The 26945-nt window shown below is 70.6% G+C and carries 25 protein-coding genes and 1 pseudogene; 17 read left to right on the forward strand and 9 right to left on the reverse strand.

Annotation, left to right across the window (positions count from 1 at the left end; genetic code table 11):
• Positions 1 to 2: 2 nt before the first annotated feature.
• The 3 genes from pqqC to pqqA form a co-directional block, all read right to left on the reverse strand.
• The gene (gene pqqC / locus JTN19_RS00415; protein ID WP_206928862.1) at positions 3 to 755 is read right to left on the reverse strand and encodes a pyrroloquinoline-quinone synthase PqqC; all 753 of its coding nucleotides are present in this window, start codon (positions 753 to 755) and stop codon (positions 3 to 5) included.
• The gene (gene pqqB, locus JTN19_RS00420) at positions 755 to 1675 is read right to left on the reverse strand and encodes a pyrroloquinoline quinone biosynthesis protein PqqB (protein WP_206928864.1); all 921 of its coding nucleotides are present in this window, start codon (positions 1673 to 1675) and stop codon (positions 755 to 757) included. Before pqqB ends, pqqC begins: the two co-directional genes overlap by 1 nt.
• A 61-nt stretch (positions 1676 to 1736) precedes the next feature.
• On the reverse strand, positions 1737 to 1910 hold the full coding sequence (pqqA, locus tag JTN19_RS00425) for a pyrroloquinoline quinone precursor peptide PqqA (protein ID WP_206928866.1): 174 nt from the start codon (positions 1908 to 1910) through the stop codon (positions 1737 to 1739).
• Positions 1911 to 2035: 125 nt separating this feature from the next.
• On the opposite strand from pqqA, the gene JTN19_RS00430 reads away from it, so the two are divergent.
• From JTN19_RS00430 to JTN19_RS00440, 3 genes are read left to right on the forward strand one after another with little or no spacing between them, the layout of a single operon-like run.
• Positions 2036 to 3367, forward strand: a complete 1332-nt coding sequence (locus tag JTN19_RS00430; protein ID WP_206928868.1) for a sensor histidine kinase — start codon at positions 2036 to 2038, stop codon at positions 3365 to 3367.
• Positions 3367 to 4257 carry a DUF1624 domain-containing protein gene (locus tag JTN19_RS00435; protein ID WP_206928870.1) on the forward strand — a complete coding sequence of 297 codons (891 nt, stop codon included), beginning with the start codon at positions 3367 to 3369 and terminating at the stop codon, positions 4255 to 4257. The genes JTN19_RS00430 and JTN19_RS00435 overlap by 1 nt, the downstream gene beginning before the upstream one ends.
• Positions 4257 to 5390, forward strand: coding sequence for an MFS transporter (locus JTN19_RS00440; protein WP_206928872.1), 1134 nt, complete (start codon positions 4257 to 4259; stop codon positions 5388 to 5390). Before JTN19_RS00435 ends, JTN19_RS00440 begins: the two co-directional genes overlap by 1 nt.
• 3 nt (positions 5391 to 5393) lie before the next feature.
• Here the strand turns inward: JTN19_RS00440 and JTN19_RS00445 are convergent, their stop codons facing one another.
• Positions 5394 to 5903, reverse strand: a complete 510-nt coding sequence (locus JTN19_RS00445; RefSeq protein WP_206928874.1) for a ferritin-like domain-containing protein — start codon at positions 5901 to 5903, stop codon at positions 5394 to 5396.
• A gap of 145 nt (positions 5904 to 6048) precedes the next feature.
• Here JTN19_RS00445 and JTN19_RS00450 point away from each other — a divergent pair, with 145 nt between their 5' ends.
• The 5 genes from JTN19_RS00450 (at position 6049) to JTN19_RS00470 (ending at position 12152) form a co-directional block, all read left to right on the forward strand.
• Entirely contained in the window at positions 6049 to 7215 is a 1167-nt protein-coding gene (locus JTN19_RS00450) for an HlyD family secretion protein (RefSeq protein ID WP_206928876.1), read from the forward strand.
• Positions 7212 to 8798 carry a DHA2 family efflux MFS transporter permease subunit gene (locus JTN19_RS00455; RefSeq protein WP_206928885.1) on the forward strand — a complete coding sequence of 529 codons (1587 nt, stop codon included), beginning with the start codon at positions 7212 to 7214 and terminating at the stop codon, positions 8796 to 8798. The genes JTN19_RS00450 and JTN19_RS00455 overlap by 4 nt, the downstream gene beginning before the upstream one ends.
• A gap of 70 nt (positions 8799 to 8868) precedes the next feature.
• Positions 8869 to 10008 carry a mandelate racemase/muconate lactonizing enzyme family protein gene (locus JTN19_RS00460; RefSeq protein WP_206928893.1) on the forward strand — a complete coding sequence of 380 codons (1140 nt, stop codon included), beginning with the start codon at positions 8869 to 8871 and terminating at the stop codon, positions 10006 to 10008.
• Positions 10008 to 11144 carry a mandelate racemase/muconate lactonizing enzyme family protein gene (locus JTN19_RS00465; protein ID WP_206928895.1) on the forward strand — a complete coding sequence of 379 codons (1137 nt, stop codon included), beginning with the start codon at positions 10008 to 10010 and terminating at the stop codon, positions 11142 to 11144. Before JTN19_RS00460 ends, JTN19_RS00465 begins: the two co-directional genes overlap by 1 nt.
• Positions 11145 to 11180: 36 nt before the next feature.
• The gene (locus JTN19_RS00470) at positions 11181 to 12152 is read left to right on the forward strand and encodes a Bug family tripartite tricarboxylate transporter substrate binding protein (RefSeq protein ID WP_206928897.1); all 972 of its coding nucleotides are present in this window, start codon (positions 11181 to 11183) and stop codon (positions 12150 to 12152) included.
• Between the two features lie 75 nt (positions 12153 to 12227).
• On the opposite strand, the gene JTN19_RS00475 is transcribed toward JTN19_RS00470, so the two are convergent.
• Both JTN19_RS00475 and JTN19_RS20570 read right to left on the reverse strand, forming a co-directional pair.
• Complete coding sequence (locus tag JTN19_RS00475; protein WP_206928899.1) at positions 12228 to 13277, reverse strand: gamma-glutamyltransferase; 1050 nt, start codon at positions 13275 to 13277, stop codon at positions 12228 to 12230.
• A 17-nt stretch (positions 13278 to 13294) separates the two neighbouring features.
• Positions 13295 to 13642, reverse strand: a pseudogene (locus JTN19_RS20570) (gamma-glutamyltransferase); the annotation flags it as partial.
• Here JTN19_RS20570 and JTN19_RS00480 point away from each other — a divergent pair.
• The 6 genes from JTN19_RS00480 (at position 13641) to JTN19_RS00505 (ending at position 20180) form a co-directional block, all read left to right on the forward strand.
• On the forward strand, positions 13641 to 14552 hold the full coding sequence (locus JTN19_RS00480; protein WP_206928901.1) for a YihY/virulence factor BrkB family protein: 912 nt from the start codon (positions 13641 to 13643) through the stop codon (positions 14550 to 14552). The pseudogene JTN19_RS20570 and the gene JTN19_RS00480 overlap by 2 nt on opposite strands.
• Positions 14553 to 14664: 112 nt before the next feature.
• Complete coding sequence (locus JTN19_RS00485; RefSeq protein WP_206928903.1) at positions 14665 to 16254, forward strand: ABC transporter substrate-binding protein; 1590 nt, start codon at positions 14665 to 14667, stop codon at positions 16252 to 16254.
• A 54-nt stretch (positions 16255 to 16308) separates the two neighbouring features.
• A complete protein-coding gene (locus JTN19_RS00490) occupies positions 16309 to 17286 on the forward strand; it encodes an ABC transporter permease (RefSeq protein WP_206928905.1) in 978 nt (325 codons plus the stop codon).
• A gap of 4 nt (positions 17287 to 17290) precedes the next feature.
• Positions 17291 to 18193 (forward strand): ABC transporter permease, encoded by a 903-nt coding sequence (locus JTN19_RS00495; protein WP_206928907.1) that lies wholly within the window; start codon positions 17291 to 17293, stop codon positions 18191 to 18193.
• Positions 18193 to 19152 (forward strand): ABC transporter ATP-binding protein, encoded by a 960-nt coding sequence (locus JTN19_RS00500; protein ID WP_206928909.1) that lies wholly within the window; start codon positions 18193 to 18195, stop codon positions 19150 to 19152. Before JTN19_RS00495 ends, JTN19_RS00500 begins: the two co-directional genes overlap by 1 nt.
• Positions 19149 to 20180: an ABC transporter ATP-binding protein gene (locus tag JTN19_RS00505; protein WP_206928918.1), complete on the forward strand. Its 1032-nt coding sequence runs from the start codon at positions 19149 to 19151 to the stop codon at positions 20178 to 20180. The genes JTN19_RS00500 and JTN19_RS00505 overlap by 4 nt, the downstream gene beginning before the upstream one ends.
• Here the strand turns inward: JTN19_RS00505 and JTN19_RS00510 are convergent.
• Genes JTN19_RS00510 through JTN19_RS00520 form a run of 3 tightly spaced genes read right to left on the reverse strand, consistent with a single transcriptional unit; the run spans position 20177 to position 22975 of the window.
• Positions 20177 to 21190, reverse strand: coding sequence for a PDR/VanB family oxidoreductase (locus tag JTN19_RS00510; protein WP_206928920.1), 1014 nt, complete (start codon positions 21188 to 21190; stop codon positions 20177 to 20179). The two genes, JTN19_RS00505 and JTN19_RS00510, sit on opposite strands and share 4 nt — an antisense overlap.
• A gap of 5 nt (positions 21191 to 21195) precedes the next feature.
• On the reverse strand, positions 21196 to 21921 hold the full coding sequence (locus tag JTN19_RS00515; RefSeq protein WP_206928922.1) for a GntR family transcriptional regulator: 726 nt from the start codon (positions 21919 to 21921) through the stop codon (positions 21196 to 21198).
• A 1-nt stretch (position 21922) separates the two neighbouring features.
• Positions 21923 to 22975 carry an aromatic ring-hydroxylating dioxygenase subunit alpha gene (locus JTN19_RS00520; RefSeq protein ID WP_242530729.1) on the reverse strand — a complete coding sequence of 351 codons (1053 nt, stop codon included), beginning with the start codon at positions 22973 to 22975 and terminating at the stop codon, positions 21923 to 21925.
• A 253-nt stretch (positions 22976 to 23228) separates the two neighbouring features.
• Here JTN19_RS00520 and JTN19_RS00525 point away from each other — a divergent pair, with 253 nt between their 5' ends.
• The 3 genes from JTN19_RS00525 to JTN19_RS00535 are packed head-to-tail and all read left to right on the forward strand — an operon-like array spanning position 23229 to position 26928.
• Positions 23229 to 24260: a Bug family tripartite tricarboxylate transporter substrate binding protein gene (locus tag JTN19_RS00525; RefSeq protein ID WP_206928924.1), complete on the forward strand. Its 1032-nt coding sequence runs from the start codon at positions 23229 to 23231 to the stop codon at positions 24258 to 24260.
• A gap of 39 nt (positions 24261 to 24299) precedes the next feature.
• Positions 24300 to 24752 (forward strand): (2Fe-2S)-binding protein, encoded by a 453-nt coding sequence (locus JTN19_RS00530; RefSeq protein ID WP_206928926.1) that lies wholly within the window; start codon positions 24300 to 24302, stop codon positions 24750 to 24752.
• 1 nt (position 24753) lies between these two features.
• Positions 24754 to 26928 carry a xanthine dehydrogenase family protein molybdopterin-binding subunit gene (locus JTN19_RS00535; RefSeq protein ID WP_206928928.1) on the forward strand — a complete coding sequence of 725 codons (2175 nt, stop codon included), beginning with the start codon at positions 24754 to 24756 and terminating at the stop codon, positions 26926 to 26928.
• Positions 26929 to 26945 lie beyond the last annotated feature (17 nt).

Consider the following 26945-nt stretch of genomic DNA (forward strand, 5'->3'; position numbering starts at 1 on the left):
GCTCATGCCAACCGCGCGGACCGCTGCGCCACATGCCCCTCCGGCACGAAGGCGCCGGGCGGGATCAGCCCAGGCTCCACATAAGCCAGATGCAGCGCGTCGAGCTGCGCCCAGAGCAGGTCGCATTTGAAGCGCAGCGCATCGAGGCAGGCTTCCTGCTTCCCGGCCGTGTCGGCGTAGCGCTTCACATAGTCGAGAGCGAAGGCCACATCCTGCGGCGCCTGGGTCAGGCGCGGCTTGAAATAGGCCAGCGTTTCCTCGCTCACGAAATCATAGTTCCGGAGCATGCCGGCCACGCGCAGCCGGATGATGTTGGTGGAGAACATCTCGGTCAGCGAGGAGGCGATGGCCTCCAGCACCGAACGCTCGCGCACGAAGCGCACATAGGCGTCCACGGCGAAGCGCGTGCCGGGCAGAAGGCCGCGCAGCGACACGACGTAGTCGCGGTCGAGCCCCAGCCCGTCGGTGAGCGCCAGCCAGCGCTCGACGCCGCCTGGCGCGCTGCCGTCGCCGTCATGGTCCTCGAGGCGGCGGCGCCATTCGCGGCGCAGGTCGGTGGTGGGGAGGCGCGCCAACAGCGAGGCGTCCTTCGCCGGGATGGAGGCCTGGTAGTAGTAGCGGTTCAGCGCCCAGGCCTGGACCTGCGCCTTGGACAGCTTCCCGTCATGCAGCAGGTGATGGAACGGATGGTGGATGTGGTAGCGCTCGTCTCCGATGGCGCGGAGCGCGGCCTCGAATTCCTCCGGCGAGAGCATCAGACAAAAATCTCCATCCCGTCCTCCGCCACTTCCCAGCCGGCGGCGGCGAGGTGCGCGCGCTCCGGGCTGTCGGCCAGCAGGGCGGGGTTGGTGTTGTTGATGTGCAGGAAGATGCGCCGGCGCACGCCCAGCCCCTCGAAGGCCTGAAGCGTGCCGCCCGGCCCGGTCATGGGCATGTGGCCCATGCGGCGGCCGGTCTTGGGGCCGGCGCCGGTGCGGATCATCTCGTCATCGGTGAAAAGGGTGCCGTCGAACAGCACGCAATCCGCGCCCGCCAGCCGCTGGCGCAGGGCGGGCGTCATCATGGCGCAGCCGGGAATGACGTGCAGCGTGCCACCACCGGCCGAAAGCGCCAGGCCCAGCGCTTCGCCATCCTCGGCCACGGGGGCCATGGCCGCGTCGTCCGCGAGGCCCGCCTCCTCCGCGAAGAGAGGCACCTTGCCGGGGACCGCATAGGCGGTGACGCGCAAGCCCATGACCTCAAATTCCTGCCCGAGGGGCAGGGGGCGACGGGGGACGACAGCGGCGTTCACGGCGCGAAAGATGGGGTTGGCCTCCAGGACGGAGAGGGCGGGCGGCGCGCCCCAGATCTCGAAGGCATGCCGTTCGCGCAGATGCAGCAGGCCCATGATCGCATCCACCTCCCCCCCTGTCAGGAGAACGGCGGAGATGGGGGAATGGCGCAGATGCCCAGGCCGGGGGTGCAGTGCGGGAGTGGCCGCGATCTGGGAACGCAGATCCGGGCTGGCATTCACCAGCACCCACCGCTCCCCATCGGCCGAGGCGGCGATGGAAGCCTGAGTTCGCGGCAAGGCGGCGGGATCGCCCGCCCGGGCGCGCAGACAGCCAGGACCGGCGGAGTTCCACTGGGGAAATCCGCCACCCGCCCCCGCGCCCAGCACGATCATGCGCAGCATGGGCGCGGCACCTTCTCCTGGCCTGATTCAGTCCCGCGGGGCGACAAGCCCGCGGCGGGGCTCAACCGATCTCGGCGCAGGCGTAGCTGTTGATTTCCAGCGCCAGGGACACTTCGACGATCTTGGGGGTCTTCCAGGCCATGTTTCGCTCCTGTGCGTTGTGTGGGATGGACAGAATTCCATCCCTTTCGACTATGGGGTCGGTTCCGGCGCCCATCAAGGCGCGTGGCGACATCCCCGGACCCTGCCAACGCCGGCCCGGGCGGAGGGTTGCCCGCCCCGGTGTCCAAGGCATGCGAAGGTGACTATCCTGACCGGCCCACGTCAGGTTGTTGCGCCAGAATGTCTCCCGGCCTTGTCATGAACGCGCTGTTCTACGTGTCGCTGGCAGGCGCCCTTCTGGTGGCCTGGCGGCTGACGCGCCCCATGCCTGGCCCGATGGAGTGGGCCACCGCGGCCATCCTCTTCGCCTTCGCCTTCGGCCAGCTCTCGGCGGGCCTCGATCAGCTGGCGCCCATTCCCCGCGTCATCAACTCCACGCTGTGGCTGACGGGGGGCATCCTGCTGCTGAACGGGCTGCGCCGCTTCTTCGGGCGCCCGACGCAGTGGAAGGCCTCGGCCCTGCTCCTCGTCGTGGCGGGCGCCGGCGCCGCCTGGGCGGTGCTGGTGGCCCAGGACAATTCGCTGCGGATCGTGGTGACGAGCCTCGGCGGCCTCATCCTCCTGGCGGCGATCCTGTTCAATCTGGCGGTGCATCGTGACAGGGCCTCGGGGATGGGCCTGGGCTTCGCGGCGCTCGGCTTCACGGCGCTGGCCGGGTTGCTCGTGATCCGCATCCACCACAACCTTCTGCTGGGGCCCGCGGACTTCGCCAATCTCGGCTTCCTCGTGGCGGTGGCGGCCATGCCCACCACCATGGCCGTGGGCCTGCTCGGCCTGCTGCTCATGACCATCGAGCGCCTGCTGGAGCAGCTCCGTGAGGCCCAGGCGAGGCTGGAGGAAGCGAGCCGCGCCAAGACCGACTTCCTGCTGGGCATGGGGCATGAGCTGCGAACCCCGCTCAACGCCATCATGGGCTTCAACCAGCTTCTCGCGACCGACCCCGACCACCCGCTGACGCCCCTGCAACACGACTATGTCCGCGAGATCGAACAGGGCGGCCAGCGGCTCCTGCGGCTGATCGAGGACGCGCAGGACGTGAAGCGCATCGAGGACCGCGGCGTGTCCCTCCGGATCGAGGCGCTGGACCTGCCCGCGCTGATGCGCGATGCCGCCGCCGTCGCCTTGCCCGCCAGCCGCAAGGCCGGGGTGACGCTGACCGTGACCCCGGGCCAGGGCCGCATCCTGGCCGACCGGGGGCGGCTGCAGCAGGTGCTGGGCAACCTCCTCTCCAACGCCATCAAGTATAACCGGAAGGGCGGCGAGGTGCATCTGCGCGCCGCGCGGCCGGAGACGGGCTGGACACGCCTTGAGGTGACGGATACCGGAATCGGCATCCCGGCCGGGCGCCAGGACGAGGTGTTCCAGCGTTTCAACCGCCTGGGCGCCGAGCACAGCGCGGTGGAAGGGACGGGTATCGGCCTCGCCATCGCCCGCGAGCTGACCGAGGCGATGGGGGGGCGCATGGGTTTCGACAGCACCGAGGGGCAGGGCAGCCGCTTCTGGATCGACCTTCCCGCGGCGCGGGGCTGATGGCGCCCTTCCGCCTCGCCGCGGTGGACGCGGCGCGGGGGGCGGCCATCGCCGCCATGGTGGTCTATCATTTCGCCTGGGACCTCTCGCTGTTCGGGCTGATCGCGACGGATGTGACGCGGCATCCGGGCTGGGTCGCCTTCGCGCGGGGCATCACGGGCGCCTTCCTGGGGCTGGTGGGGGTGGGGCTGGTGCTGGCCGCCCATGCCGGGAAGGGCTGGCAGCCGTATCTGCGGCGGCTTGGCCTGATCGCGGGTGCGGCGCTGCTGGTCAGCCTGGGCAGCTGGTGGTTCAACCCGCAGGCCTTCATCTTCTTCGGCATCCTGCACATGATCGCGGTGGCGAGCCTGCTGGCCCTGCCCTTCCTGCGCGCGCCGTTCTGGCTGCTGGGGCTGGCCATGGCGGTGCTGCTGGCCGGGCCGCACCTGCTGGCGCACCCGGTCTTCAATGGCTTCGGCTGGTATTGGCTGGGGCTTTCCACCGTCACACCCCCTTCGCCGGACCTGGTGCCGGTCTTTCCCTGGCTCGCCCTGGTGCTGGGCGGCGTGGCGCTGGGCCGCGCCTGGGTGGCGGCGGGGCCGAAGCCCTGGTGGGGCTGGCGGCCGGGCGGCTGGCTGGGGCGAGGGATGGTGTTCGCCGGGCGCTGGAGCCTGCTGATCTACCTGGTGCACCAGCCCCTGCTGATCGGGGCGCTGATGCTGGTGGCGCCCGCGCCCTCCACCAGCGGCCTGGCCGAGGGCTGGCAGGAGCAGTTCGTCGCGGCCTGCATGGCCGATGCCCGGCCCCGCGCCGCCTGCGAGGCCTATGCCGCCTGCCTGGAACGCAACCTGGCCCGCGGCGCCCGCTGGGAGGCGGTGGACCCCGCCTGCCGCGCCGAGACGGGGTTCTGATGCTGGCTGCCCCGCGCCGCGTGGGTCTCGCGGTCTTCGCGGCCGGGCTTTCGACCACCCTGCCCCTGCCGCTCTATGCCGAGTACGCGGCGGGCGCCGGCGCCGGGCCGCTCGCGGCCGCCTTCGCCTGCTACGCGGCCGTGCTGATCCTGACCGCGCCGCTGCTCGGCCCCCTGCCCGACCGCATCGGCCGGCGGCGCTGCATGATGGCGGGGCTGGCGCTGACCGGCGGCTCCACCCTGCTGCTGGCGCTCTGGCCCGGCCTGCTGCCGCTGGCGGCCGCGCGGGTGTTGCAGGGGCTGGGCATGGGCTGCGTGGCCAATGCCGCCGGCGCCTGGGCCGCGGAACTGGCGGAGCGTGAGGGCAGCGGCCCTGAGGCTGCCAGCCGGCTGGGGGCGGGCGTCGTCACCACCGGCACGGCGCTGAGCTTCGGCACCGGCTCGCTGCTCACGCTGCTCGCCCTGCTGGTGGCGCCGGACTGGCGGCCGCCCGTGGTCTTCTGGGCCCATCTGGCGCTGATCGGCACGGTGCTGGCCTTGCTGGCCCCTCTGCCGGAGACGCTTCCCGCCCCGCGGGGCGGCTGGCTGCGGCTGCCCTTCTTCCCGCGCGGCACCCTGGCCGGGAGCCTTGGCATGCTGCCGGCCTGGGGACTGACGGGGGTGGTGCTGACCACCATCCCGGCCAGCCTCGCCGCCGCCGGCCAGGGGCAGGCCGGCGCCTGGGCGGTGGCGCTGATGATCCTGGTGGGGGCCGCCACGCAACAGGCGTTGCGGCGCATGGCGCCGCGGCCCGCGCTGCTGGTGGGCCTGCCGGTGCTGGTGCTGGGCTCCGGCCTCGCCATCGCGGGGACCCTTGGCGGCATGCTGTGGCTGCTGTTGCTGGGCGGCGCCGTGTTGGGCACGGCCGCCTATGGCTTCGTCTACCTGGGCGGCCTGGCCTTGGCGGCGGCGGGGGCGCCACAGGAGAGGCCGCGCGCCATCGCGGGCTTCTTCGTCATCGCGCATCTCGGCTTTTCGGCGGTGCCGCTGGCGGTGGGTTTCCTGGCCGACGCCGTGGGCACCGCCCCGGCCCTGCTGGGGCTTTGGGGGGCGGTGGCCCTGTTCTGTGCCGCGCTGTGGTTCAGGCTGCGCTGACGGTCAGATGCCCGCCTTCTCGCCCTGGGCGCGGAGGGCGGCGTATTTGCGCGTGATGCCTTCCAGGCTGTCCTCGCACCACTGCGCCATGCGCTGCTCCTCCTGGAGCGAGACCTTCAGCAGGCCGGCGCCCTTCGTGTCGCCCGCCAGGTCCGCCAGCGTGAGAAGCGACTTGTAGGACGCGATCTCGAAATGCTCGAAGGCGTAGTTCGCGAACGAGTTCTTGATGATCTCGTCCTGCATCGGCACATGGCCCATCGCGGCCATGTTGCCCACCAGCCCCGTGACGAAATCCTTCACCGAGGAGTGCGACGTGCCGTGCGCCTCCAGCAGGGCATCCAGCCGGTCCCGCTGCTGCTCGGTCTCGGTGAGATGCCGGCGCAGCGCCTCCTCCACCTCCGGGTAGCTCTTCACCCGGTCAATCTGGCGGGAGAGAAGCTGTGTGGCCTCGACCTCCAGCGCGCGGGCGTTGATGAGACCCGTGATGTAGGTGTCGCGATAGCTTTCCTGCATGGGTTGTCTCCGTGCTTTGTGTTGGCCTGTCCTCCCTTTCGGAACGCCCCCTGCCCCTCCTCGTTGCCAGGTTTCGGGCCGGGCACCATTGGCCCCGCCACGAATGTGACCCTATGCTTTCGCCCCGGCGAATAGGGATGCTGGAATGGACATCGGTCCGGCGGAGCGATCCGGGCGCGAGGTGGTGACAGAACGGCGCGCGGGCCAGCGCCGGCGCTGGGTTCGCCGGGTGGCGCTGATGGTGGTGGCCGTTGTGGTGCTGGGCCTCGGGCTGCGCTGGCTGCACTGGCAATTCACCCATGTGGTGCTGGACGATGCCCGCGTGGGCTCGGACATGACCGTACTCTCCAGCCGCGCGCCGGGCTGGGTGCGCGAGATCGCCGTCTCGCCCGGCGACCGCGTGCCGCGGGGAGCGCTGCTGGCACGGATGGATGCGCGGGATGCGGCGCTGGCCGTCGAACAGTATGACGCACGTCTGGCCGGGATGGCCGCGCGACGGGCGGAGCTGGAGGCGCGGCTCGCGCTGGTGGACCAGACCAGCCGCAGCCAGCACGAGGCCGCGCGCGCCCGCCTCGACGCCGCCCGCGCCGCCCTGCCCTCGGCCGAGGCCGAGCGCGTCTTCGCCGAAGCCGAGCTGGACCGCGCGGAACGGCTGAGCGCCACGGGCGCCGCCACGCGCCAACGCCTGGAGCAATTGCGCCTTGGTGCGGAATCCGCCCGGCAGCGTGTGCTTTCCGCCGGCGCCGACATCCGCAACGCGGAGGCGATGATGGCCGTGGCCCTGGCGGCGCGCGAGGAGATGGGCGTCATCACCGCGCAGATCGAGGCGCTGGGCCCGCAGGCGCGCGAATTGGAGGTGCAGCGCGACCGCGCCGCGCTGGAGGTCGAGGACCGCACGCTGCGGATGCCCTTCGACGGCGTGGTGAACCGCGTCTTCCTCGAACCCGGCGAGCATGTGCAGGCCGGCCAGCGCATGATCCTGGTGCACAACCCCGCCAATGTCTGGGTGGACGCCAATGTGAAGGAGACGGAGGTGCGGCATTTCCGCCTGGGCACCCGCGTCACCGTCACCGTGGACGCCTGGCCCGGAGAGCGCTTCGAGGGGGAGGTGGAACGGCTGATCGAGGCCGCGACCAGCCAGTTCGCCCTGCTGCCCAGCGCCAACCCCTCGGGCAATTTCACGCGCATCACCCAGCGCCTGCCGCTGCGCGTGCGGCTCGACCCGCCGCCGCCGCCCGGCATGCTGCGGCCGGGGATGCTGGCGCGCGTCACGGCGCGGGCGGATGGCGAGGGGATTCCCGCGCGACCATGAGCGCCACGGCCGCCGCCCCCGCACCACGCCGCGGCGGTCCGACTGTCGAGGAGATGTTTGCCCGCTTCGGCCCCTCCTACCGCTGGTGGGTGACGCTGGCGGCGCTGACGGGCACCATCTCCTGCATCCTGTCCTCCACCATCGTCGTCGTGGCGCTGCCCGACATCATGGGCGCGCTCGGCATGGGGCAGGAACAGGGGCAGCTGCTTGCCACCGGCTTCCTCGCGGCCAACACGGGCTTCATGCTGCTGAACGCCTGGGCGGTGGAGCGCTTCGGCTTTCGCCTGACCTATGTGGTCTCCATCAGCGTCTTCATCCTGGCCTCCGTGGTGGCGGGGGTGGCGGAGGATGCGAACCTGATGATTGTCAGCCGCGTGGCGCAGGGGGCGTCGGCGGGGCTGCTGCAGCCGCTTTCCATGCAGATCATCTTCCTGGTCTTCCCGCCCGAGCGGCGCGGCACGGCCATGGGGCTGTTCAGCTTCGGGGTGGTGATGGCGCCCGCGAACGGCCCCGCATTGGGCGGCGTGCTGGTGGACAGCTTCGGCTGGCACGCGCTGTTCTTCCTGAGCCTGCCCACCGCGGGCCTCGGCCTGCTGCTGGGCTTGATCTTCATGCCCGGGCGGCTCGCCACCGGCGCCGCGCGGCCGCTGGACTGGTTCGGCTGCCTGCTGCTGGCGGTGGCGATCGGCGGGCTGCTCTCGGGCCTGACGGATGGGCAGCGCCATGGCTGGAACTCGGACATCGTGGTGGGCAAGCTGGTGGCGGCGGGCGTGGCGACCATCGGATTCGTCGCGTGGCAGCGGGTGAACCCGTCACCGCTGCTGAACCTGCGCGTCTTCTCGCACATGGGCTTCGCCATGGCGGCGCTGGTGGCCTTCATCTATGGCGGCGCCATCTTCGGCTCGACCTATCTGCTGCCGCTGCTGGTGCAGATCGTGCAGGGCTACACGCCCACGCGCTCGGGGCTGATCCTCATGCCCGCTGGCTTCGCGGTGGCCTTCGTGTTTCTCGCGGCCGGGCGCATGTCGGACTTCGTGCCGCCCTGGCTGCCGATCTGCGCGGGGCTGGCGCTGTTCGCCCTCTCCTGCTGGCTCATCAGCTTCGTGGGCACGGACACCGGCTTCTGGGAGCTGGCCTTCTGGATCCTGGTGGGTCGGGTGGGCCTCGGCCTGACCATGCCCAACATGAACGTCGGCGCCATGCGCGCCCTGCCGCCGCATCTGCTGGGCCAGGGCGCGGGCGGCATCAACTTCTTCCGGATGCTGGGCGGCGCGCTGGGCACGAACCTGATCTCCGTCCTGACGGAGCGGCGCACGCAGTTCCACGCGGAGACCCTCTCCGCCACGACCGAGGGCGGCGACACGCTGCTGGAGGCACGCCGCCTGCTGGAAGGCCTCTACGCGAAGGAGGGCCTGCCCGAGGTGATCCGCCGCGACGCCGCGCAGGATTTTCTGCTGCGGATGGTCGAGGCGCAGGCCGCGCTGGAAGGTTTCCGCGACGCCTTCCTGGTGGTGGGCCTGGTGTGCCTCCTGGCCGTGATCCCCGGGCTGACGCTGCGGCAGAAGCCGCCCGGGGCGCGATAGAACTTTCCCCCTAGGCAGGCCCGGGCCGGCATGCCAGCCTCCCCGCAAATAAATATGGGGAGGGATCAGGATGAAGGTGACGAAAGTCACGTGTCATGTCCTGCAGTCCAAGGTCGAGAAGCCGTTCGTTTCCGCGCGCGGCTGGCGCTACACCACGCGTTCTTCCTGCGTGGTGGAGATCGAGACCGATGCGGGCATCACCGGCTGGGGCGAATGCTACGGCCCGGCCGCCGTCAACAAGGCGCTGATCGAGACGCAATACGCCCCGCGCGTGGTGGGCCGCGACCCCTTCGACGTGGAGGTGGTCTGGGAGGACCTCTACAACCGCATCAAGGACTATGGCGCGCAGGGCTTCTCCATCACGGCGCTCTCGGGCCTCGACATCGCGCTGTGGGACATCATGGGCCGCGCCACGGGCCAGCCCATCCACAAGCTGATCGGCGGCGCCTACCGCACCGAGATCATGGCCTATGCCACCGGCCTCTACTTCATCGACATGGACCGGCTGGTCGAGGAGGCGGTGGAGGAGGCGCAGGGCTATGTCGCCGACGGCTTCCGCGCCATCAAGATGAAGATCGGCCTGGGCGACCCGGCGCTGGACCTGCGGCGCGTGCGCGCGGTGCGCGAGGCGATCGGGCCCGATGTGAAGCTCGCCGTGGATGCGAACCATTGCTTCACCGTGCCCCAGGCCATCCAGCTCGGCCGGGCCATGGAAAGCCTCGACCTGCTGTGGTTCGAGGAGCCGATCAGCCCCGAGGACCATGACGGCTACGCGCTCGTCTCGCAGGCGCTGGACATGGCGGTGGCGGGCGGGGAGAACGACTTCACCCGCTGGGGCTTCCGCGACATCATCGCGAAGAAGGCCATGGACATCGTGCAGCCCGATGTGTGCGCGGCGGGCGGCATCAGCGAGATGCGCAAGATCGCGACGCTGGCCTCCGCCTTCGGGGTGGAATGCGTGCCGCATGCCTGGGGCAGCGCCATCGGGCTCGCGGCCACCATCCAGTTCATCGCTTCCCTGCCCGACCAGCCGCCGGCCTTCCGCCCCATGCCGCCCATGCTGGAGTTCGAGCAGACGCCCAACCCGCTGCGCGACGAGCTGGCGCGCGAACCCATCCGCCAGGTGCGGGGCATGGTGAAGGTTCCCGATGGGCCCGGCCTCGGCATCGAGGTGGACCGTGACGTCCTCATGAAATGGAAAACCGCGTGATGAAGATCGTCGAGATCCAGGCCTTCCCGACCTCCTTCCCCCTGCCGCCCGGCGGGCCCAAGCTCGGCATCGGCCAGGCGGTGAAGCGCGACGCCGTGATGGTGAAGGTGACGACCGAGGACGGCATCGTGGGCTGGGGCGAGAGCCATCACGGCCGCGCGCACACCGCCATCGCGAAGCTGATCGAGACGACGCTGCGCCAGCTCGTGCTCGGCATGGACGCCTTCGACACCACGGGCATCTGGGCGCGCATCTACAAGTACCAGTTGGCGAGCCACGGCATGGGCGCGGGCTGCGCCATGGCGATGTCGGGTCTGGACATGGCCATCTGGGACGCCAAGGCCAAGGCGCTGAAGCTGCCGCTCTATCGCCTGCTGGGCGGCGCGCGGCGGCCCATCCCGGCCTATGCGGGCGGCGTGGCGCTGGGCTACCAGCCGCCGGCGGAACTGGTGGACGAAGCGGCACCTCACATGGCGGCCGGCTACAAGGCCGTGAAGCTGCGGGTGGGCGACACGGTGCGCGACGATGTGGCGCGCATGGAGGCCATCCGCGCCGAGTTCGGCGATGACCTCACCATCCTGACCGACGCCAATATCGGCTATTCCATCATCCAGGCGCGGCAGGTGATGCCGGAGATGGACCGCCTCGGCATCGGCTGGCTGGAGGAGCCCTTCCCCGCCCATGACCACCGCGCCTATGCCGAGGCCAGCGCCTTCGGCCAGGTGCCGCTCGCGGTGGGCGAGAACCACTTCACCCGCTTCGAGTTCACCCGCGTGCTGGAGGACAACGTCATCCGCATCTGGCAGCCGGACCTGTCCAAGTGCGGCGGCATCACGGAGACGCTGCGGATCGCGGCGATGGCATCGGCGTTCAAGATTCCCGTCCACCCGCATTCCTCCATGACGGGGGTGAACCAGGCGGCGTCCATCCATCTCCTCGCCGCCATCGACAATGGCGGATACTTCGAGGCCGATGTCTCGCGCGCCAACAAGTTCCGCGACGAGATGGGCAGCGAGCCCTGGCGCATCGGCGCCGATGGCTGCGTGCTGCCGCTGGAGGCGCCGGGCATCGGCGTCGAGATCGACGAGGCGTTCCTGCGCGCCCACCCCGCCATTGAAGGGCCCGGCTATGTCTGAGGGCTGATACGCCAACAAGAAAGGGAGGACACGATCATGGTGCTTGCACGACGGCTTCTGTTCGCCTGCCTCATCGCCTGCGTCGCCGCCATTCCGGCGCGCGCGCAGGAATTCCCTTCGCGTGACATCCGCTTCCTCTGTGGCTTCTCGCCCGGCGGCACCTGCGACCTGTTGAGCCGCATGCTCGCCGACGAGCTGACGCGACAATTCGGCCAGCGCGTGATCGTCGAGAATCGCACCGGCGCCTCGGGCATGCTGGCGGTGGACCAGGTGGCGAAGTCGCCGCCCGACGGGCACACGGTGGTGCTGGCCACCATGGCGATGCACGCCATCCTGCCGGTGATGCCGGGCATCACGATGCCCTTCCACATTGATCGCGACCTGACGCCCATCGCGAATGTGGCCAATGTCTACAACATCCTGGTCGCGAGCCCGAACGCGCCCTTCTCCAACATCCCGGAACTCATCGCCTATGGGCGGGCCAATCCGGGCACGCTGACCTATGCCAGCGCGGGCAATGGCACCAGCCAGCACCTGTCAGGCGAGTTCCTGGCCCGCCTCGCGCGGATCGAGATGCTGCATGTCTCCTATCGCGGTGGCGCGCCGGCCATCGTGGACATCGCCGCTGGTCGCACGCACATGATGCTGGGCAACATGCCCGAATTCCTGGGCCAGATCCGCGCGGGCGCGCTGCGGCCCATCGCCTTCGGCGCGCCGCGGCCAAGCCCGCTCTTCCCCGACCTGCCGCTGATCAGCGCCACCCTGCCCGACTTCACGGTGAGCAACTGGTTCGGGATCGCGGGCGCGCCCAACCTGCCGCCGGCGGTGGTGGCCCGCTGGCACACGGCCTTGCAGGCGGTCACGGCCAGCCCCGACTTCCAGCGCCGCATGACCGAGAACGGGCTGGAGATCATCTATGGCCCGCAGGCGGAGTTCCTGGAAACCATCCGGCGCGACCGCGCCCGTTGGGGCGAGGTGATCCGCGAGGCCGGCATCCGGGCGAACTGACGCCCGAAGGGCGCCGCGGGCCATGACGAGCGGCTGATTCACGCCTTCGGTGTTCCACCGGAGGCGATCAGACGCTCACCAGGCCGCGGCCCAGCCATCCCGCCGCGGGTCGGACGCCGCCATCCGCACGCCATTTTCCAGCAGGCGGATGGCGGCCACGCTGCATGGGCCTTCCAGCGGCGGCACGACCTTCACCTCATGCCCACGCGCGCGCAGCCCGGCGATGACGTCCTCGCCAAGTCCCGCCTCCACCGTCAGGACCTCGCTGCCTGCATGGGGGTAGTTGCTCTCCTGCCCGGGCTGGGAGGATGTCCAGCGCGGGGCCTCCAGCGCCTGCTGCGGGTCCAGCCCGAAGACGGCGATGGCGACCAGGACCTGCGCGTTGATCTGCACCTGGTTGTCCGCCCCCGGCGTGCCGAAGAGCAGCCAGGGCCGCCCATCCTTCATGGCCATGGGCGCGTTCATGGTGTGGCGCACGAGGCGCCCAGGCGCGAGGCGGTTGGGGTGGCCCTCATCCAGGTGCCAATAGGCCATGCGGTTGTTGAACAGCACGCCCGTGCGCCGCCCCACCACGCCCGCGCCGAAGGCCGAGTTCAAGGACTGGATGGCCGAGACCGCGTTGCCCTCGGCATCCATCACGCAGAAATAGGTGGTGTCGGCTTCCGGGGCGGGGCGCACCGGCAGATGCGCGGCGCGGGGGCCGATGGCGGCGGCGTGCGCGGCCGCGCGGGCGGGGGAAAGCAACTCCGCGAAGGGCGGCACCTCCATCCCGGCATGGGCCTCACGGTCCAGGAAGGCGCGCTTCTTGGCCTCGACCATCAGATGCACCAGCGCCTCCGAACCCCAGCCCATCGCCGCGATGTCGTGGTGCTCCAGCATGGCCAGCATCTGCAACATGGCGAAGCCCATCGAGGGCGCGGGCGTCTGCCGCAGTTCGAAGCCGCGCCAGGCCATGGCGATGGGGGGCGCCTCGCGCGGCCGCACGGCGGCGAGGTCGGCGGCGGCGACCAGCGTGCCGGCCTCGGCCAGGTCGGCCGCCAAGTCGCGCGCGAGGGTGCCCTGGAAGAAATCCTCCGCGCCGCCTTGGGCCAGGCGTTGCAGCGTGGCGGCCAGGGCCGGCTGCACGTCTCGGCCCGACCCGAGGCGGCGGACCAGTGGTGGTAGAAGCCATCCCCGCCCAGGCCCGACATGTGCGGCTCCACCACCCCGAGCGTGAGGGAGACGGCCACCGCCGCATCGGCCGCGCTGCCGCCGGCGCGCAGCACTTCCATGCCGGCGGCGGTGGCCACCGGGTGGTTGGACGCCACGGCGCCGCGTCGCCCCATCAACAGGGGCCGGTGGGTGCGGGTCTGGATCATGGCGGCTTTCCTCTGCGGTGGCCGCAGGTTACGCCTGCCAGCCCCCACCGCAACGCCCCGCGCAACGGCATGGGTCCATCGGGCGTTGTTCGACAGCGGAAGCCCGCAACCACCAAGACCGGGACCGATCATGCCGTCACGCTTCCACACGCCGCGCCAGGCATTGGCCGAAACCTGGGCGGTGCTGACCTCGGACCAGATCTCCCTCGTCTCGGCCGGCTGCGCCTTCTATGCGCTGTTCGCGCTGTTCCCCGCGCTGTCGCTCACCATTTCCTTCTACGGGCTGTGGTTCGACCTCTACACCATCGAACCGCAGCTCGAACTTCTCCAGCGCGTGCTGCCCGAGGATGTGATGGAACTGATCGCGGAGCGCGTGCGGCAATTGGTCACGGCGCCGCGCGGGCAGCTCGGCTTCTCGGCCGCCATCAGCCTGGGCATCGCGCTCTGGAGCGCCTCGGCCGGCGTGCGCGCGCTGCTGGGCGCCCTGCCGCTGGCCCGCGCCGATACGGAGCAGCGTGGCTTCGTGGCCTTCTACCTGACCGCGCTGATGCTGACGCTGGGCGCCATCCTGGCCGTCGTGGTGGGGCTGGGCGTGCTGGTGGCGCTGCCGACCGTGCTGGGCATCCTGGGCGTGCCGGAGGAGGAGGCCTGGTTCCCGCGCCTGCTTTCCCAGGTCTTTCTCTTCGTCTCGGTGTTGCTGTCCATCTCGACGCTCTACCGCTTCGGCCCGCCCAAGCCGCCGCCCAATTGGCACCTGTTCTCGCCGGGCGCGGTGCTGGCCACGCTGCTCTGGACCGGGGCCTCGGTGCTGTTCTCCTTCTATCTGAGCCGCTTCGTCAGCTATGACGCATTCTATGGGACGCTGGGCGCGGTGGTGGTGCTGCTGACCTGGTTCTACCTGGGCGTCTATTTCATCCTGATCGGGGCCGCGCTGAACGCCGCGCGCTACCGTGCCCGCAACCTGGGCAAGGGCGACATCGAGCAGGCAATACCCACCCCGGAGGAGAAGACCGGCCCCATCCCGCGCGTCGAAGTGAGCTGAACGCGGCGCTTCCATCGGCCCACGGCGGCCGATAAGCTGAACGCTCCGGTTGGGGCAGGGCGGGGTTGGCCAACCTCCCACCCCCGGCCCGCGTCATCAGGGAGAGTTCCGAATGCGTCGTCTCTTGCTCGTCGCGGCCGCGGCCGTGGCGCTGCTCGGCCTGGGGGCCCCGTCGGAGGCCCGGACCATCCGATGGTCCGCCAGCGGTGATCCAAACACCATGGACCCGCACAGCCAGAACCTCGGCACCGTCACCATGATCCTGCAGCAGATCTATGATCCGCTGATCACGCGCGACCGGCAGCTGGGCCTGGCGCCCGGCCTCGCCACCGAATGGGTGCAGGCCGAGCCGAACCGCTGGCGCTTCACGCTGCGCCAGGGCGTGCGCTTCCATGGCGGCGAGCCCTTCACCGCCGAGGACGTGGTGTTCAGCATCACCCGCGCGCTGCAGCCCACGTCGAACTACGGCATCTTCGTGGACACGATCGAGCGCGCCGAGGCGGTGGATGCGCATACGGTGGACATCTTCACGCGCGTTCCGGACCCGATCCTGCCCAACAAGATCGCCTCGGTCTTCATGATGTCGAAGTCCTGGTCGGAGGCGAACAACGCCACGCGGCCGCAGAACACGCGCCAGCGCGAGGAGATGCACACGGTCCGCAACACCAACGGCACCGGCGCCTTCCGCCTTTCCGTGCGCGAGGCCGATGTCCGCACCGTGCTGGTCCGCAACGACGACTGGTGGGGCTGGCGCGTCCCCGAGATGGGCTCCGGCAACGTGACCGAGATCGTCTACCGGCCCATCGCCTCGGATGCCACGCGCGTGGCCGCGCTGCTGTCAGGCGAGATCGACTTCGTGCTGGACCCGCCCTTGCAGGACCTCAACCGCCTGCGCGCCGCGCAGAACATGCGCGTGCTGGAAGGCCCGGAGGTGCGGACCATCTTCTTCGCGATGGACACCCACCGGCCGGAGCTGCAGTACAGCAACGTGACGGGCCGCAACCCCTTCCAGGACCTGCGGGTGCGCCAGGCGCTCTACCACGCGATCGACATCAACGCGATCAACCGCGCGGTGATGCGCGGGCAGTCCGTCGTCACCGGCACGCTCTTCCCCGAGCAGGTCAACGGCTATGTGCGCGAGGAGGATGTCCGCCTGCCCTTCGACGCCGCGCGCGCCCGTACCCTGCTGACGGAGGCGGGCTTCCCCAACGGCTTCGAGGTCACGCTCGACTGCCCCAACAACCGCTACATCAATGACGAGGCCATCTGCCAGGCGGTGGCGGCGATGTGGACGCGGGTCGCCGTGCGGACGCGGCTGAACGCCATGCCGCTCGGGCCCTTCTTCCAGAAGATCCAGCGCGACGACAGCAGCGTCTACCTGCTGGGCTGGGGCGTGCCGACGCTCGATGCGCTCTATTCCTTCCAGTCGCTGCTGCGCACACGCGATGGCCAGCCGGGCAACGGCATCTGGAACCATGGCCGCTATTCCAACCCGCGCATGGACGCGCTGATCGACCGCATGGTGACCGAGAGCGGCGAGGCGCGCGCGGCCACGATCCGCGAGGCGCTGCGCCTCTACCGCGAGGACGTGCCGCACATCCCGCTGCACCACCAGATGATCCCCTGGGCTATGCGCGGCAACGTCACCATCCCGCACATGGCCAACAACCAGCCCTATTTCCGCTGGATGACCGTGAACTGACACCGTAACCCGCGCCGGCGCACCTGCTGCGCCGGCGCGCCGGACACACCCCACATGCTCGCCTTCATCATCTCGCGCCTGCTTCAGGCGCTGCCCGTCATGTTCACCGTCTCGCTCATCAGCTTCGCCATGTTCGCCTATGTGGGCGACCCGGTGGCGATCATGCTCGGGCAGGACTACACCGTGGCGCAGCGTGACGCGCTGGTGCGGGAGCTGGGACTGGACCAGCCCTTCTTCGTGCAGTTCGGCACCTTCCTGGGCAATGCGGTGCAGGGCGAGTTCGGACTGTCCTATCGCCTCTCGCGGCCCGTCTCCGACCTCATCCTGGAACGCGCGCCGGCCACGCTGGAACTGGCCTTCACCGCGGCCATCCTGGCGCTGGCGGTGGGCGTGCCGATGGGCGTCTACACCGGCCTCTATCGGAATTCCTGGCTGAGCCGCTTCTTCCTGACCTTCTCGCTGATCGGCGTGTCGCTGCCCACCTTCCTCATCGGCATCCTGCTTATCCTCACCTTCAGCGTCTGGCTGGGCTGGCTGCCGAGCTTCGGGCGCGGCGACGTGGTGCAACTGGGTTGGTGGAGCACGGGTTTCCTGACCTGGAGCGGGCTGAAGGCGCTGATCCTGCCCTCCATCACGCTGGGGCTGTTCCAGCTGACGCTCATCATGCGCCTCGTGCGGTCCGAGATGATGGAGGTGCTGCGGACGGACTACATCAAGTTCGCGCGCGCCCGCGGCCTGCCCAACCGCGCCATCCATTTCGGCCATGCGCTGAAGAACACGCTGGTGCCCGTCATCACCATCGCGGGGCTGCAATTGGGCGGCATCATCGCCTTTGCCATCGTCACCGAGACGGTGTTCCAGTGGCCGGGCATGGGGCTTCTCTTCATCCAGAGCGTGGGCGCGGCCGACATCCCGATCATGGCTGCCTACCTGATGCTGATCGCGCTGGTCTTCGTGACCATCAACCTGGTCGTGGACCTGCTGTATTACGCGGTGGACCCCAGGCTGCGTATCGGGCGCGGGGGGCATTGACGCCATGCGCGCCTTCTTCGACTCCGACCTGTGGTGGAGCTTCACGCGCTCGCCCGTGACGGTCATCTCGGCCGTGGTCGCCTTTATCTGCATCGCGGGCGCGGTCTTCGCCACCTGGCTCGCGCCGCACAACCCCTTCGACCTCGCCTCGCTGCAATTGATGGACGCCTTCAAGCCGCCGGCCTGGGAGGCGGAGGGCGATGGGACCTACCTGCTCGGCACCGACGACCAGGGGCGGGACGTGCTGTCGGCCATCATGTATGGGGCGCGCGTCTCGCTGCTGGTGGGGTTCGCGGCGGTGGCCTTCTCCACCATCCTGGGCGTCTCGCTGGGCCTGCTCGCGGGCTATCTGGGCGGGACGGTGGATGCGGTGCTGATGCGCATCGCGGACATCCAGCTGACCTTCCCCGGCATCCTGGTGGCGCTGCTGGTGGATGGCATCGTGCGCGCCGCCCTGCCGCGCGACATGCACGAGAACATCGCGCTCTTCGTGGTCATCTTCGCGATCGGCATTTCCAACTGGCCGCAATTCGCGCGCACGGTGCGCGGTTCCACCATGGTGGAGCGTAACAAGGAGTACGTGCAGGCCGCGCGCGTCATCGGCCGCTCGCCGCTCAGCATCATGCTCAGCCACGTGCTGCCCAACGTCATGTCGCCGGTGCTGGTCATCGCCACCCTCTCGCTCGGCTTCGCCATCCTGGCCGAGGCCACCCTCTCCTTCCTGGGCGTGGGCGTGCCGCCCACCCAGCCCAGCCTCGGCACCCTCATCCGCATCGGCAATGACTTCCTGTTTTCGGGCGAGTGGTGGATCACCATCTTCCCCGGCGTCGCGCTGATCGTGATGGTCCTCTCCGTCAACCTGCTGGGCGATTGGCTGCGCGACGCCCTCAATCCGAAGCTGCGCTGATGTCCCTCCTTGACGTGAAGAATTTGCGCGTGGAATTCCCCACGCGGCGCGGCACGCTGGTGGCGCTGGACGATGTCTCCTTCTCCATCGCGCCTGGCGAAATCCTGGGCGTGGTGGGCGAGAGCGGGGCGGGCAAGTCCATGACCGGCGCCGCCATCATCGGCCTGCTGGAGCCGCCGGGCCGCATCGCCGGCGGCGAAATCCGACTGGACGGCAAGCGCATCGACAACCTGCCCTATGAGGAAATGCGCCGCATCCGCGGCCGCCAGATCGGCGCCATCTTCCAGGACCCGCTGACCACGCTGAACCCGCTCTACACCATCGGCCGGCAATTGGCCGAGACCATGACGACCCACCTGCCCATCGGCCCCGGCGAGGCGCGGGAACGCGCGATCGGCTGGCTGGAACTCGTGGGAATCCCGGCCGCCCGCGAACGCATAGACAGCTACCCGCATGAGTTCTCCGGCGGCATGCGGCAGCGCGTCGTCATCGCGCTGGCATTGTGCGCCGAGCCGCGGCTGATCGTGGCAGACGAGCCCACCACCGCGCTCGACGTCTCCATCCAGGCGCAGGTCATCGCCCTGCTGAAATCGCTGGCGCGCGAGAAGGGCACGGCCATGATGCTCGTCACCCATGACATGGGCGTGATCGCGGAGACGGCCGACCGCGTGGCCGTGATGTACGCCGGCCGCATCGTCGAGATCGGGCCGGTGCGCGAGGTGGTGAAGCACGCGAACCACCCCTATGCGCAAGGGCTGATGGGCTCCATCCCGCCGCTCGACCGCCGGGTGGACCGGCTGCAGCAGATTGACGGCGCCATGCCGCGCCTCTCCGCCATCCCGCCCGGCTGCGCCTACAACCCGCGCTGCCCGCAGGCCTTCGACCGCTGCCGGGTGCAGCGCCCCGAACTCATGCCGGCCGGCGCCACCGACGCCGCCTGCTGGCTGCACGCGCCATGAGCGCCGCCGCCGAAGCGCGCCTCGCGGAGGCCCGCCGCGCCGACCTCACCCCCATGCTGGAGGTGGAGGAGGTCGCGCGGTATTTCGACGTCTCCCGCCCGCTGCTGCAACGCCTGATGGCGCGAGAGGGGCGGCGCATCCTGCGCGCGGTGGATGGCATCTCCTTCGCCATCCCCAAGGGCACCACCCTCTCCCTGGTGGGCGAGAGCGGCTGCGGCAAGTCCACCGTGGCGCGGCTGGCGGTCGGCCTCTACCCCACCACGCGCGGCCGCGTGCTGTTCGACGGGCAGGACCTCGCGCGCGCGCGCGCCGACAGCGCGCAGCGCAGCCGCATGCAGATGATCTTCCAGGACCCCTATGCCAGCCTTAACCCGCGCTGGCGCGTGGCCGACATCATCGCCGAACCCATCCGCGCCTTCGGCCTCGCGCCCTCCCGCGTGCAGGAGGCCGCGCGCGTGGCGGAGTTGCTGACGCAGGTGGGGCTCTCGCCGCTCGACGGCGCGAAGTTCCCGCATGAATTCTCGGGCGGGCAGCGGCAGCGCATCTCCATCGCGCGCGCCCTCTCCTCCAACCCGGAATTCCTGGTCTGCGACGAACCGACCAGCGCGCTGGACGTGTCGGTGCAGGCGCAGATCTTGAACCTGATGAAGAAACTCCAGGCACGGCTGGGGCTGACCTTCCTCTTCATCAGCCACAACCTCGCCGTGGTGCGGCAGGTGAGCGACCGCATCGGCGTGATGTATCTGGGCAAGCTGGTGGAACTGGCCCCCGCCGAAACCCTCTTCACCACGCCGCGCCACCCCTACACGCGGGCGCTGATGGAGGCGATCCCGGACCTGGGCATGACCGGCCGCGTGCGCACGCCGGTGGGGGGTGAGGTGCCCTCGCCCATCAGCCCGCCCAGCGGCTGCGCCTTCCACCCGCGCTGCCCTCTGGCCAATGACCGCTGCCGGGCCGAGGCGCCTGTCATGCGCGCGGCCGGCGACGCGCAGGTGGCCTGCCACGCGGTGGACGAAGGACGGGGTTAGGCGCCCCGTCCCTCGGCCCCCGGCGTCAGGCGCCCATCGCCGCGCCAGGGCGGGTCAATGGTGATGACACCGCCCGCGACGCGCGAGACGCAGGCGCAGATCCGGCGGTTCTCCTGGTGCTGGCGCTCCGAGAAGAATACGTCGCGGTGGTCCACGCGCCCTTCCACGGCCAGCACGTCGAGGGCGCAAAGCCCGCATTCCCCGCGCCGGCAACCGGACAGCACGCCGACCCCCGCGGCCTCCAGCGCCTCCAGCATGCTGGCCCCGGCGGGCACCGTCACCTCGCGCCCGAAGCGCGGAATGCGGACGAGGAAATCGCTGGCCGCGGCCTGGCCAGAGGAGCCGAAGGTCTCGAACACCAGGCTGGCCGCGGGCCGGCCCGCCGCGGCCCAGGCGCGGCGCGCCGCCGTCAGCAGGCCCATCGGTCCGCAGACATAGGCCTCCGCATCCGGGGCGAGGCCCGCGAGGATCGCATCCAGATCCGGGCGCCCCTCCTCATCCTCTGCCTGCACCGCAAGCGCGGGACCGAGCAACGCGGAGAGTTCGTCGAGATAGGCCATCAGCGGCCGCGACCGCCCGGCATAGACCATGCGGAAGCGGGCGCCGCGACGCGCCAGCACCTCCGCCATGCCGACCAGCGGGGTGATGCCGATGCCGCCCGCGAGCAACAGCACCTCCGACGCGCCGGCCGCCAGTTCGAAATGGCTGCGCGGGTGGGAGATGGCGAGGCGCCCGCCGGGCTCCAGCGCCCACATCGCGCGCGAGCCGCCACGGCCCTGCGCCGCGTGCTGCACCGCGATCCGCCAGGCGCCGTCCCGGGGCCCCGCGCCGACCAGCGAGTAGTGACGCAGCGCCGGCCGCCCGCCGATGTCGAGACGCACGCAGAGATGCGCCCCCGTGGCATAGGCCGTGGCGCCGTCCTCCGGCAACAGGGTGAACTCCCGGATGAAGGGCGCGACCAGGCGCGTGCCGCGCAAGGTCGCCATGGTCCAGCGGTCGTCGCGCTCCATCGCGGTCAGGCCCAGCCGCGACGGCGGATCAGCACGCCGCCCCGCACCAGCCGCAGCGAATCCTGGTCATGCAGGACCAGTTCGAGGTTGCGGCGGGCAAGGCGGGCATGTTCGCGCATCAGCGCCTCCGCGCGCGCGGCCTCACGGTGCTCGATGGCCTCCACCACGGCGCGGTGATGCTCCTGCGCCACCACCAGAACGCACTGGGAGGCGGGCAGCGCCGCCTGGGCGAGCACGAAGCCCGAGGGCGAGGCGAAGGGCAGCGCCACCACCCGCCCGATCTGCCGCGCCACGACCGCGCTGCCCGCCGCCTCGACCAGCAATTCGTGGAAATGGGCGTTGAGGGCGACATAGTCGGTGAAGCCGTCCTCGCTGATGGGGGGCGTGGTGGCCTCGTCCATCCGCACCAGCAGGCGCCGCATCTCGGCCAGGGTGCCGCCGGGGGCGCCACGCTCGGCGGCGAGGCGCGCGGCATGGCCTTCCAGCGTCCCGCGCAATTCGATCGCGTCATGGATCTCCTCCTCGGCGAAGGAGTTCACGGCGAAGCCGCCGGAGGGGATGGGTTTTACCAGCCCCTCCTCGGCCAGGCGCACCAGGGCGGCCCGCACCGGCGTGCGCGAGGCGCCGAGGCGCTCGGCGACCGAGGGCTCGGACAGGCGCTCGCCGGGCTGCAATTCGCCGCTGAGGATCAGGTCGCGCAGGCGGAGCTGGGCGGAGAGGGTCTGGGACATGTCACTCGGCCGCCATGCCGTGGGGCGCGAGTTCCGCGGCCACCATGCGGTCAATGATGCGGCGCGCCCACATGGAGCCGGCGTCGATGTTCAGGTTGTAGAAGACATGGCCTGGGTTCTCCTCGATGGCGCGCTGCTGCGCTTCCACGATGGCCTCGTCCTGGGCGAAGATGCGCGCCACGCCCTGCTTGATCTGCGTGGTGACCAGCTGCTCATGCAGGCGGTAGTCGCGGGCATTGGCCCAGAAATAGTGGCAGGTGCTGTCGGTCGCAGGGGTGATGGTGTTGATCACCACCATACTGACGCCCTGCCCGCGGTCGCCCTGCGGCGCGCCGGTGCCGGTGGCGGCGACGCCCACATCGATGGCGACCGTGCAGGGCGCCTCGAAGCGGATGATCTGCCAGCGATCCACGCGACCTGGCCGGCCATACTGCGCGCGCCAGAAAGGCGGCGGCTCGATGTCGATCATCCAGCGCGTCACGGTCGCGGTGCGCTCGCCATGCGTCACCTCGAAGGGGGCCTGGGCCACGTGGTCATCGCCGATGCTGTCGGCATGGATGAAGGTCTCGTGCGTCAGGTCCATCAGATTGTCGACCAGCAGGCGGTAGTCGCACTTGGCGTGGATGAGCCCACCATCGCCCGCCCAGGCGGGGTCGTCATTCCAGTGCAGGTCGGGCACCAGCGCGGGGTCAGCCAGGGCGGGATCGCCGGGCCAGACCCAGATGAAGCGATGCCGCTCCACCACCGGGAAGCTGCGCACGCGCGCGGCGGGGTTGATGGTCTCCTGGGACGGCATATGGGTGCAGCGGCCGCGCGCGTCGAAGCGCAGTCCGTGATAGGCGCATTGCACCTCATCCCCGCGCAGGCGCCCCATGGAGAGGGGCAGCAGCCGATGCCAGCAGGCATCGAGCAGCGCCACCGCGGCGCCTCCCGTCGTCCGGTAGAGCACCAGCTTGCGACCGCAGATGGTGCGCGGGAGCAATTCCCGCCCGACCTCATGGTCCCAGGCGGCCGCATACCAGGCGTTCAGCGGGAAGGAGGGTGATGAGGCCATCACTGACATCCATCATGTGATACAACCTGTATACAGGCTGGTCTGATTCCGGGCAAGCGGTCATGCATACCCATGCACGGTCAGTGGAAAATCCAAGTTTCTTGTTGATTGGTGCATCGACCCGGCGGCGCGGCCTGTGCAGATGTAGACTGTCCAAGAAAGTGAGGCCAAGCGTGCATACAAGCACCCTGTCCACATCCCCCGCGCGCGGGCGTGCGCGGTGCTGGCGCCATGACGCGAAGGCCGCCCAGCCTTGAGCGCGCCGTCAACCACTGCCCCCCGCGGCGAAGCCCGGCCCGTCGCCGCGATCTCCCGCCGGGCCAGACTCGCGCTGCTGGCGCTGCCGGCCCTCGCCCTTCGCCCGGCCAAGGCCCAGACCGACACCTTTCCCAGCCGCCCGATGCGCTTCTTCGTGCCCGTCTCGGCCGGCGGCTCGGCCGATGCGCAGGCGCGCCTCGTGGCCCAGCGACTTTCCGAGCGTTGGGGCCAAGGGGTGGTCGTGGAAAACCGCCCTGGCGCCAACGGCATCGTCGCCGCCCAGGCCTTCCTCCAGGCGCCGGCCGATGGCCACACGGTCTATGCGACGCCCTCGGGGCCCATTGCGATCAACCCGCACCTCTATCGCCGCCTGCCCTACGACCCATTCAGGGACTTCGCCTTCGCCTCGCTGCTCAGCGTCATTCCGCTGGTGCTGGTGGCGCACCCCTCGCTGCCCGCCAACACCCTGCAGGAATTCCTCGCCCTGTCGCGCCGGCAGGGCGATGCGCTGGCGCATGCCTCGGCCGGCATCGGCACGCCCTCCCACCTGACGATCGCGATGACGCGCGCGATGGGACAGGGCGGCAACCCGACCCATGTGCCCTTCGGCGGCTCGGCCCCCGCGCTGACCTCGCTGGTCTCGGGCCACACCGTGGCGATGTGGGATGCCGCGGTCTCGGCCGCACCCTTCGTGCGCGACAACCGGCTGAAGGCCATCGCGGTCGCCCACCCCACGCGCCTCGCGCTGCTGCCCGACGTGCCGACCACGGCCGAGCAGGGCGTGCCCGAACTGCTCTCCGCCACCTGGATGAGCCTGTGCACCCATGCGGCCACGCCGCCCGACCGCGTGCGGCGCCTTTCGGCCGAGGTGGACCGCATCCTGAGCCAGCCTGATCTGCGCGAGCTGCTGGCCAGCCAGGGCGCCATCGTGCGCGGCGGCACGCCGGAGGAGTTCGCCGCCTTCGCCCGCGCCGAGAGCGAGAAGTGGGGCCGGCTGGTGCGCGAGACCGGCGCCTCCATCGAATAACGCCACCCGCCAACCCGAGACAGGCAGAGGAAGCCGTTCATGATCCCGCTCCATGTCAACGCGCGCGCGGTCACGGTCGAAGCCGCCCCCGACACCCCGCTGCTGTGGGTGCTGCGGGAGCATCTGGGCCTGACCGGTACGAAGTATGGCTGCGGCGTCGCGGCCTGCGGTGCCTGCACGGTGCACCTGGATGGCGAAGCGGTACGCGCCTGCGCCATCGCGGTGGGCGATGTGGGTGGCCGCGCCGTCACCACCATCGAGGGTCTGCCCGGCGGCGCCGAGAACCCGCTGGTGCGCGCCTGGGTCGCGGTGCAGACGCCGCAATGCGGCTACTGCCAGACCGGGCAGATCATGCAGGCCGCCACACTCCTGGCGCGCAGCCCGCGGCCCAGCCGCGAGGAAATCCTGGACCATATGCAAGGCAATCTCTGCCGCTGCGCCACCTACAACCAGGTGGTGGACGCCATCCAGCACGCGGCGCGGGAGGCGTGAGATGAGCATGGGCACCACCCTCACCCGCCGCGGCGTGCTGGCCGGCGGCCTGGCCTTCACCTTCGCCTTCACGGCCGGCGAGAACGTCGCGGCGCAGGCCGATGCGGGGCCGCTCAACGCCTATGTGGGCATCGCGCCCGACGGCACCATCACCATCCAGGCCCCGGCGCCCGAGATGGGCCAGGGCACAAACACCGCCCTGCCCCTCATCGTCGCGGAGGAACTCGACGCCGACTGGGAGAAGGTCCGCATCGAGACGGCCCCGGTGCGCGCGGCCTATGACAGCCCCATCTTCCGCAGCCAGTTCGTGGTGGCGAGCCTCTCCGTGCGCGGCTACTGGATGCCGCTGCGCATGGCCGGTGCCCAGGCGCGCCGCGTGCTGCTGGACGCGGTGGCGGCGCGCTGGGGCGTGCCGGTGGAGCAGCTCTCGACCGAGCCCAGCACCGTGGTGCACGCCGCTTCGGGTCGCCGCATGAGCTATGGCGAGGTGGCCTCCTTCGCGCGCGCGCCCGCCACCCTGCCCGAGATCACGCCCGCCGCGCTGAAGCCCGTCTCCGCCTTTCGCCTGATCGGGCGCGACGTGGCGCGCTTCGACGTGCCGGCCAAGGCACGGGGGCAGACGCTCTTCGCGATTGACGTGCGCCGGCCCGGAATGCTGCACGCGACCGTGGCGCGATCGCCAGGGCTGGGCGCGCGCCCGCTGTCGCACAATGGCGCCGCGCTGCTCCAACGGCCCGGCATCACCCATGTGCTGCCGCTCGACCAGGGTGTCGCCATCGTGGGCGAGCGGGTGGAGGCGGTGTTGGCCGCGCGGCGGGAGCTGACCGTGCAGTGGTCACCCGGCGAGGGGGCCGCGCATGATTCCGAGGCGGCGCTGGCCTCCTACCTCGAGGATGTGCGCGACGCCACGAAGGCCGGCGTGCAGGTCGTCCGCACCGGTGAGCCGGAGCAGGCCCTGGCCGGCGCTGCGCACGTCCACAGCGCGGAGTTCACCTCAGACTATGTGTATCACGGCCAGATGGAGCCGCTGACCTGCGTGGCTTCGGTGACGGAGGGCGGCGCCGAGATCTGGGCCGGCACACAATGGCCGAGCTTGGTGCGCGACGAGGCGGCGCGCATCCTCGGCATCCCGGCGGAGCGGGTGACGGTCCATATGCTGACCATGGGCGGCGGCTTCGGCCGGCGTGCCACCATTGATTACGCGGTGGAGGCGGTGCAGGTCGCGCGTGCCGTGGGCCGGCCGGTGAAGGTGATGGCCACGCGCGAGGACGACATGGCCAACGCCCATGTCCGGCCGATGACGGCGCACCGCATCGAGGTGGGGCTGGATGCGGCGGGGCGCATCACCGCCTGGCGCCACCGCCTGGCCTCGGACCTCGTGGTGCCCCAGCTCTATGGCCGCGCGCGGCTGGAGGCGCAGCGCGGCGTGGACCACATCGTCACCTACCACGCCAATGTCGCGCAATACGACGTGCCGGCGACGCTGACGCTGCACCTCTACCGCGAGCACGGGGTGCGGACGGCGCCCTGGCGCGGCATCGGCGCGGGCCCCAACGCCTTCGCGGTGGAGGCCGTGGTGGACGACCTGGCCCGGCAGTCGCAGACGGACCCGCTGGCCTATCGCCTCGCGCTGCTGCGCGACGCGCGGGCGCGCGCGGTGGTGGAGGCCGTGGGCGCCATGGCAGAATGGAGCCGCGCGCGCGAGGGCACGCATCTCGGCATCGGCTTCGCCAAGCTCGGCCTGCCGCAACTGGGCGAGGCGCTGGCGGCGACCGTGGCCGAGGTGGCGGTGGACGCCGCTTCCGGCAGGCTGCGCGTGCTGCGCCTGTGGTGCGCGGCGGATGTGGGCCTCGCGGTGCAGCCGCGCAACGCCATGCGGCAGATCGAATCCTCGCTGCTCTGGGGCGTCTCGAGCGCCTTGACCGAGCGGCTGACCCTCCGCGACGGCGCCGTGCAGCAGAGCAATTTCACCGATTACGAGATGCTGCGCGCGCCTGAGACGCCCGAGGTGCAGCTGCGCCTTGTGGGCGGGGGCGAGGTGCCGCTTCCCGTGGCGGAGCTTGGCCTGGGCACCGTAGCGCCGGCCATCTCCAACGCGGTGCTGGCCGCGACCGGCAAGCGGCTGTCGGCGCTTCCCTTCACGCCGGAGCGGGTGCGCGCCGCGCTGGCCGGCTGACCTGTCCCCTTCAGAGC

Origin of the sequence: Roseococcus thiosulfatophilus (assembly GCF_017311575.1) — a bacterium.
Lineage (GTDB): Bacteria > Pseudomonadota > Alphaproteobacteria > Acetobacterales > Acetobacteraceae > Roseococcus > Roseococcus thiosulfatophilus.

What these genes read in the sequence shown, in the direction of transcription:
- JTN19_RS00435 (WP_206928870.1), top strand. Translation starts at nt 3,367, where the DNA reads ATGGCGCCCTTCCGCCTCGCCGCGGTGGACGCGGCGCGGGGGGCGGCC.
- JTN19_RS00500 (WP_206928909.1), top strand. Translation starts at nt 18,193, where the DNA reads ATGTCCCTCCTTGACGTGAAGAATTTGCGCGTGGAATTCCCCACGCGG.
- JTN19_RS00450 (WP_206928876.1), top strand. Translation starts at nt 6,049, where the DNA reads ATGGACATCGGTCCGGCGGAGCGATCCGGGCGCGAGGTGGTGACAGAA.
- JTN19_RS00465 (WP_206928895.1), top strand. Translation starts at nt 10,008, where the DNA reads ATGAAGATCGTCGAGATCCAGGCCTTCCCGACCTCCTTCCCCCTGCCG.
- JTN19_RS00510 (WP_206928920.1), bottom strand. Translation starts at nt 21,190, where the DNA reads ATGGAGCGCGACGACCGCTGGACCATGGCGACCTTGCGCGGCACGCGC.
- JTN19_RS00495 (WP_206928907.1), top strand. Translation starts at nt 17,291, where the DNA reads ATGCGCGCCTTCTTCGACTCCGACCTGTGGTGGAGCTTCACGCGCTCG.
- JTN19_RS00520 (WP_242530729.1), bottom strand. Translation starts at nt 22,975, where the DNA reads ATGGCCTCATCACCCTCCTTCCCGCTGAACGCCTGGTATGCGGCCGCC.
- JTN19_RS00505 (WP_206928918.1), top strand. Translation starts at nt 19,149, where the DNA reads ATGAGCGCCGCCGCCGAAGCGCGCCTCGCGGAGGCCCGCCGCGCCGAC.
- JTN19_RS00530 (WP_206928926.1), top strand. Translation starts at nt 24,300, where the DNA reads ATGATCCCGCTCCATGTCAACGCGCGCGCGGTCACGGTCGAAGCCGCC.
- JTN19_RS00485 (WP_206928903.1), top strand. Translation starts at nt 14,665, where the DNA reads ATGCGTCGTCTCTTGCTCGTCGCGGCCGCGGCCGTGGCGCTGCTCGGC.
- JTN19_RS00455 (WP_206928885.1), top strand. Translation starts at nt 7,212, where the DNA reads ATGAGCGCCACGGCCGCCGCCCCCGCACCACGCCGCGGCGGTCCGACT.
- pqqA (WP_206928866.1), bottom strand. Translation starts at nt 1,910, where the DNA reads ATGTCGCCACGCGCCTTGATGGGCGCCGGAACCGACCCCATAGTCGAA.
- JTN19_RS00515 (WP_206928922.1), bottom strand. Translation starts at nt 21,921, where the DNA reads ATGTCCCAGACCCTCTCCGCCCAGCTCCGCCTGCGCGACCTGATCCTC.
- JTN19_RS00490 (WP_206928905.1), top strand. Translation starts at nt 16,309, where the DNA reads ATGCTCGCCTTCATCATCTCGCGCCTGCTTCAGGCGCTGCCCGTCATG.
- JTN19_RS00430 (WP_206928868.1), top strand. Translation starts at nt 2,036, where the DNA reads ATGAACGCGCTGTTCTACGTGTCGCTGGCAGGCGCCCTTCTGGTGGCC.
- JTN19_RS00480 (WP_206928901.1), top strand. Translation starts at nt 13,641, where the DNA reads ATGCCGTCACGCTTCCACACGCCGCGCCAGGCATTGGCCGAAACCTGG.
- JTN19_RS00535 (WP_206928928.1), top strand. Translation starts at nt 24,754, where the DNA reads ATGAGCATGGGCACCACCCTCACCCGCCGCGGCGTGCTGGCCGGCGGC.
- pqqC (WP_206928862.1), bottom strand. Translation starts at nt 755, where the DNA reads ATGCTCTCGCCGGAGGAATTCGAGGCCGCGCTCCGCGCCATCGGAGAC.
- JTN19_RS00440 (WP_206928872.1), top strand. Translation starts at nt 4,257, where the DNA reads ATGCTGGCTGCCCCGCGCCGCGTGGGTCTCGCGGTCTTCGCGGCCGGG.
- JTN19_RS00445 (WP_206928874.1), bottom strand. Translation starts at nt 5,903, where the DNA reads ATGCAGGAAAGCTATCGCGACACCTACATCACGGGTCTCATCAACGCC.
- JTN19_RS00460 (WP_206928893.1), top strand. Translation starts at nt 8,869, where the DNA reads ATGAAGGTGACGAAAGTCACGTGTCATGTCCTGCAGTCCAAGGTCGAG.
- pqqB (WP_206928864.1), bottom strand. Translation starts at nt 1,675, where the DNA reads ATGCTGCGCATGATCGTGCTGGGCGCGGGGGCGGGTGGCGGATTTCCC.
- JTN19_RS00470 (WP_206928897.1), top strand. Translation starts at nt 11,181, where the DNA reads ATGGTGCTTGCACGACGGCTTCTGTTCGCCTGCCTCATCGCCTGCGTC.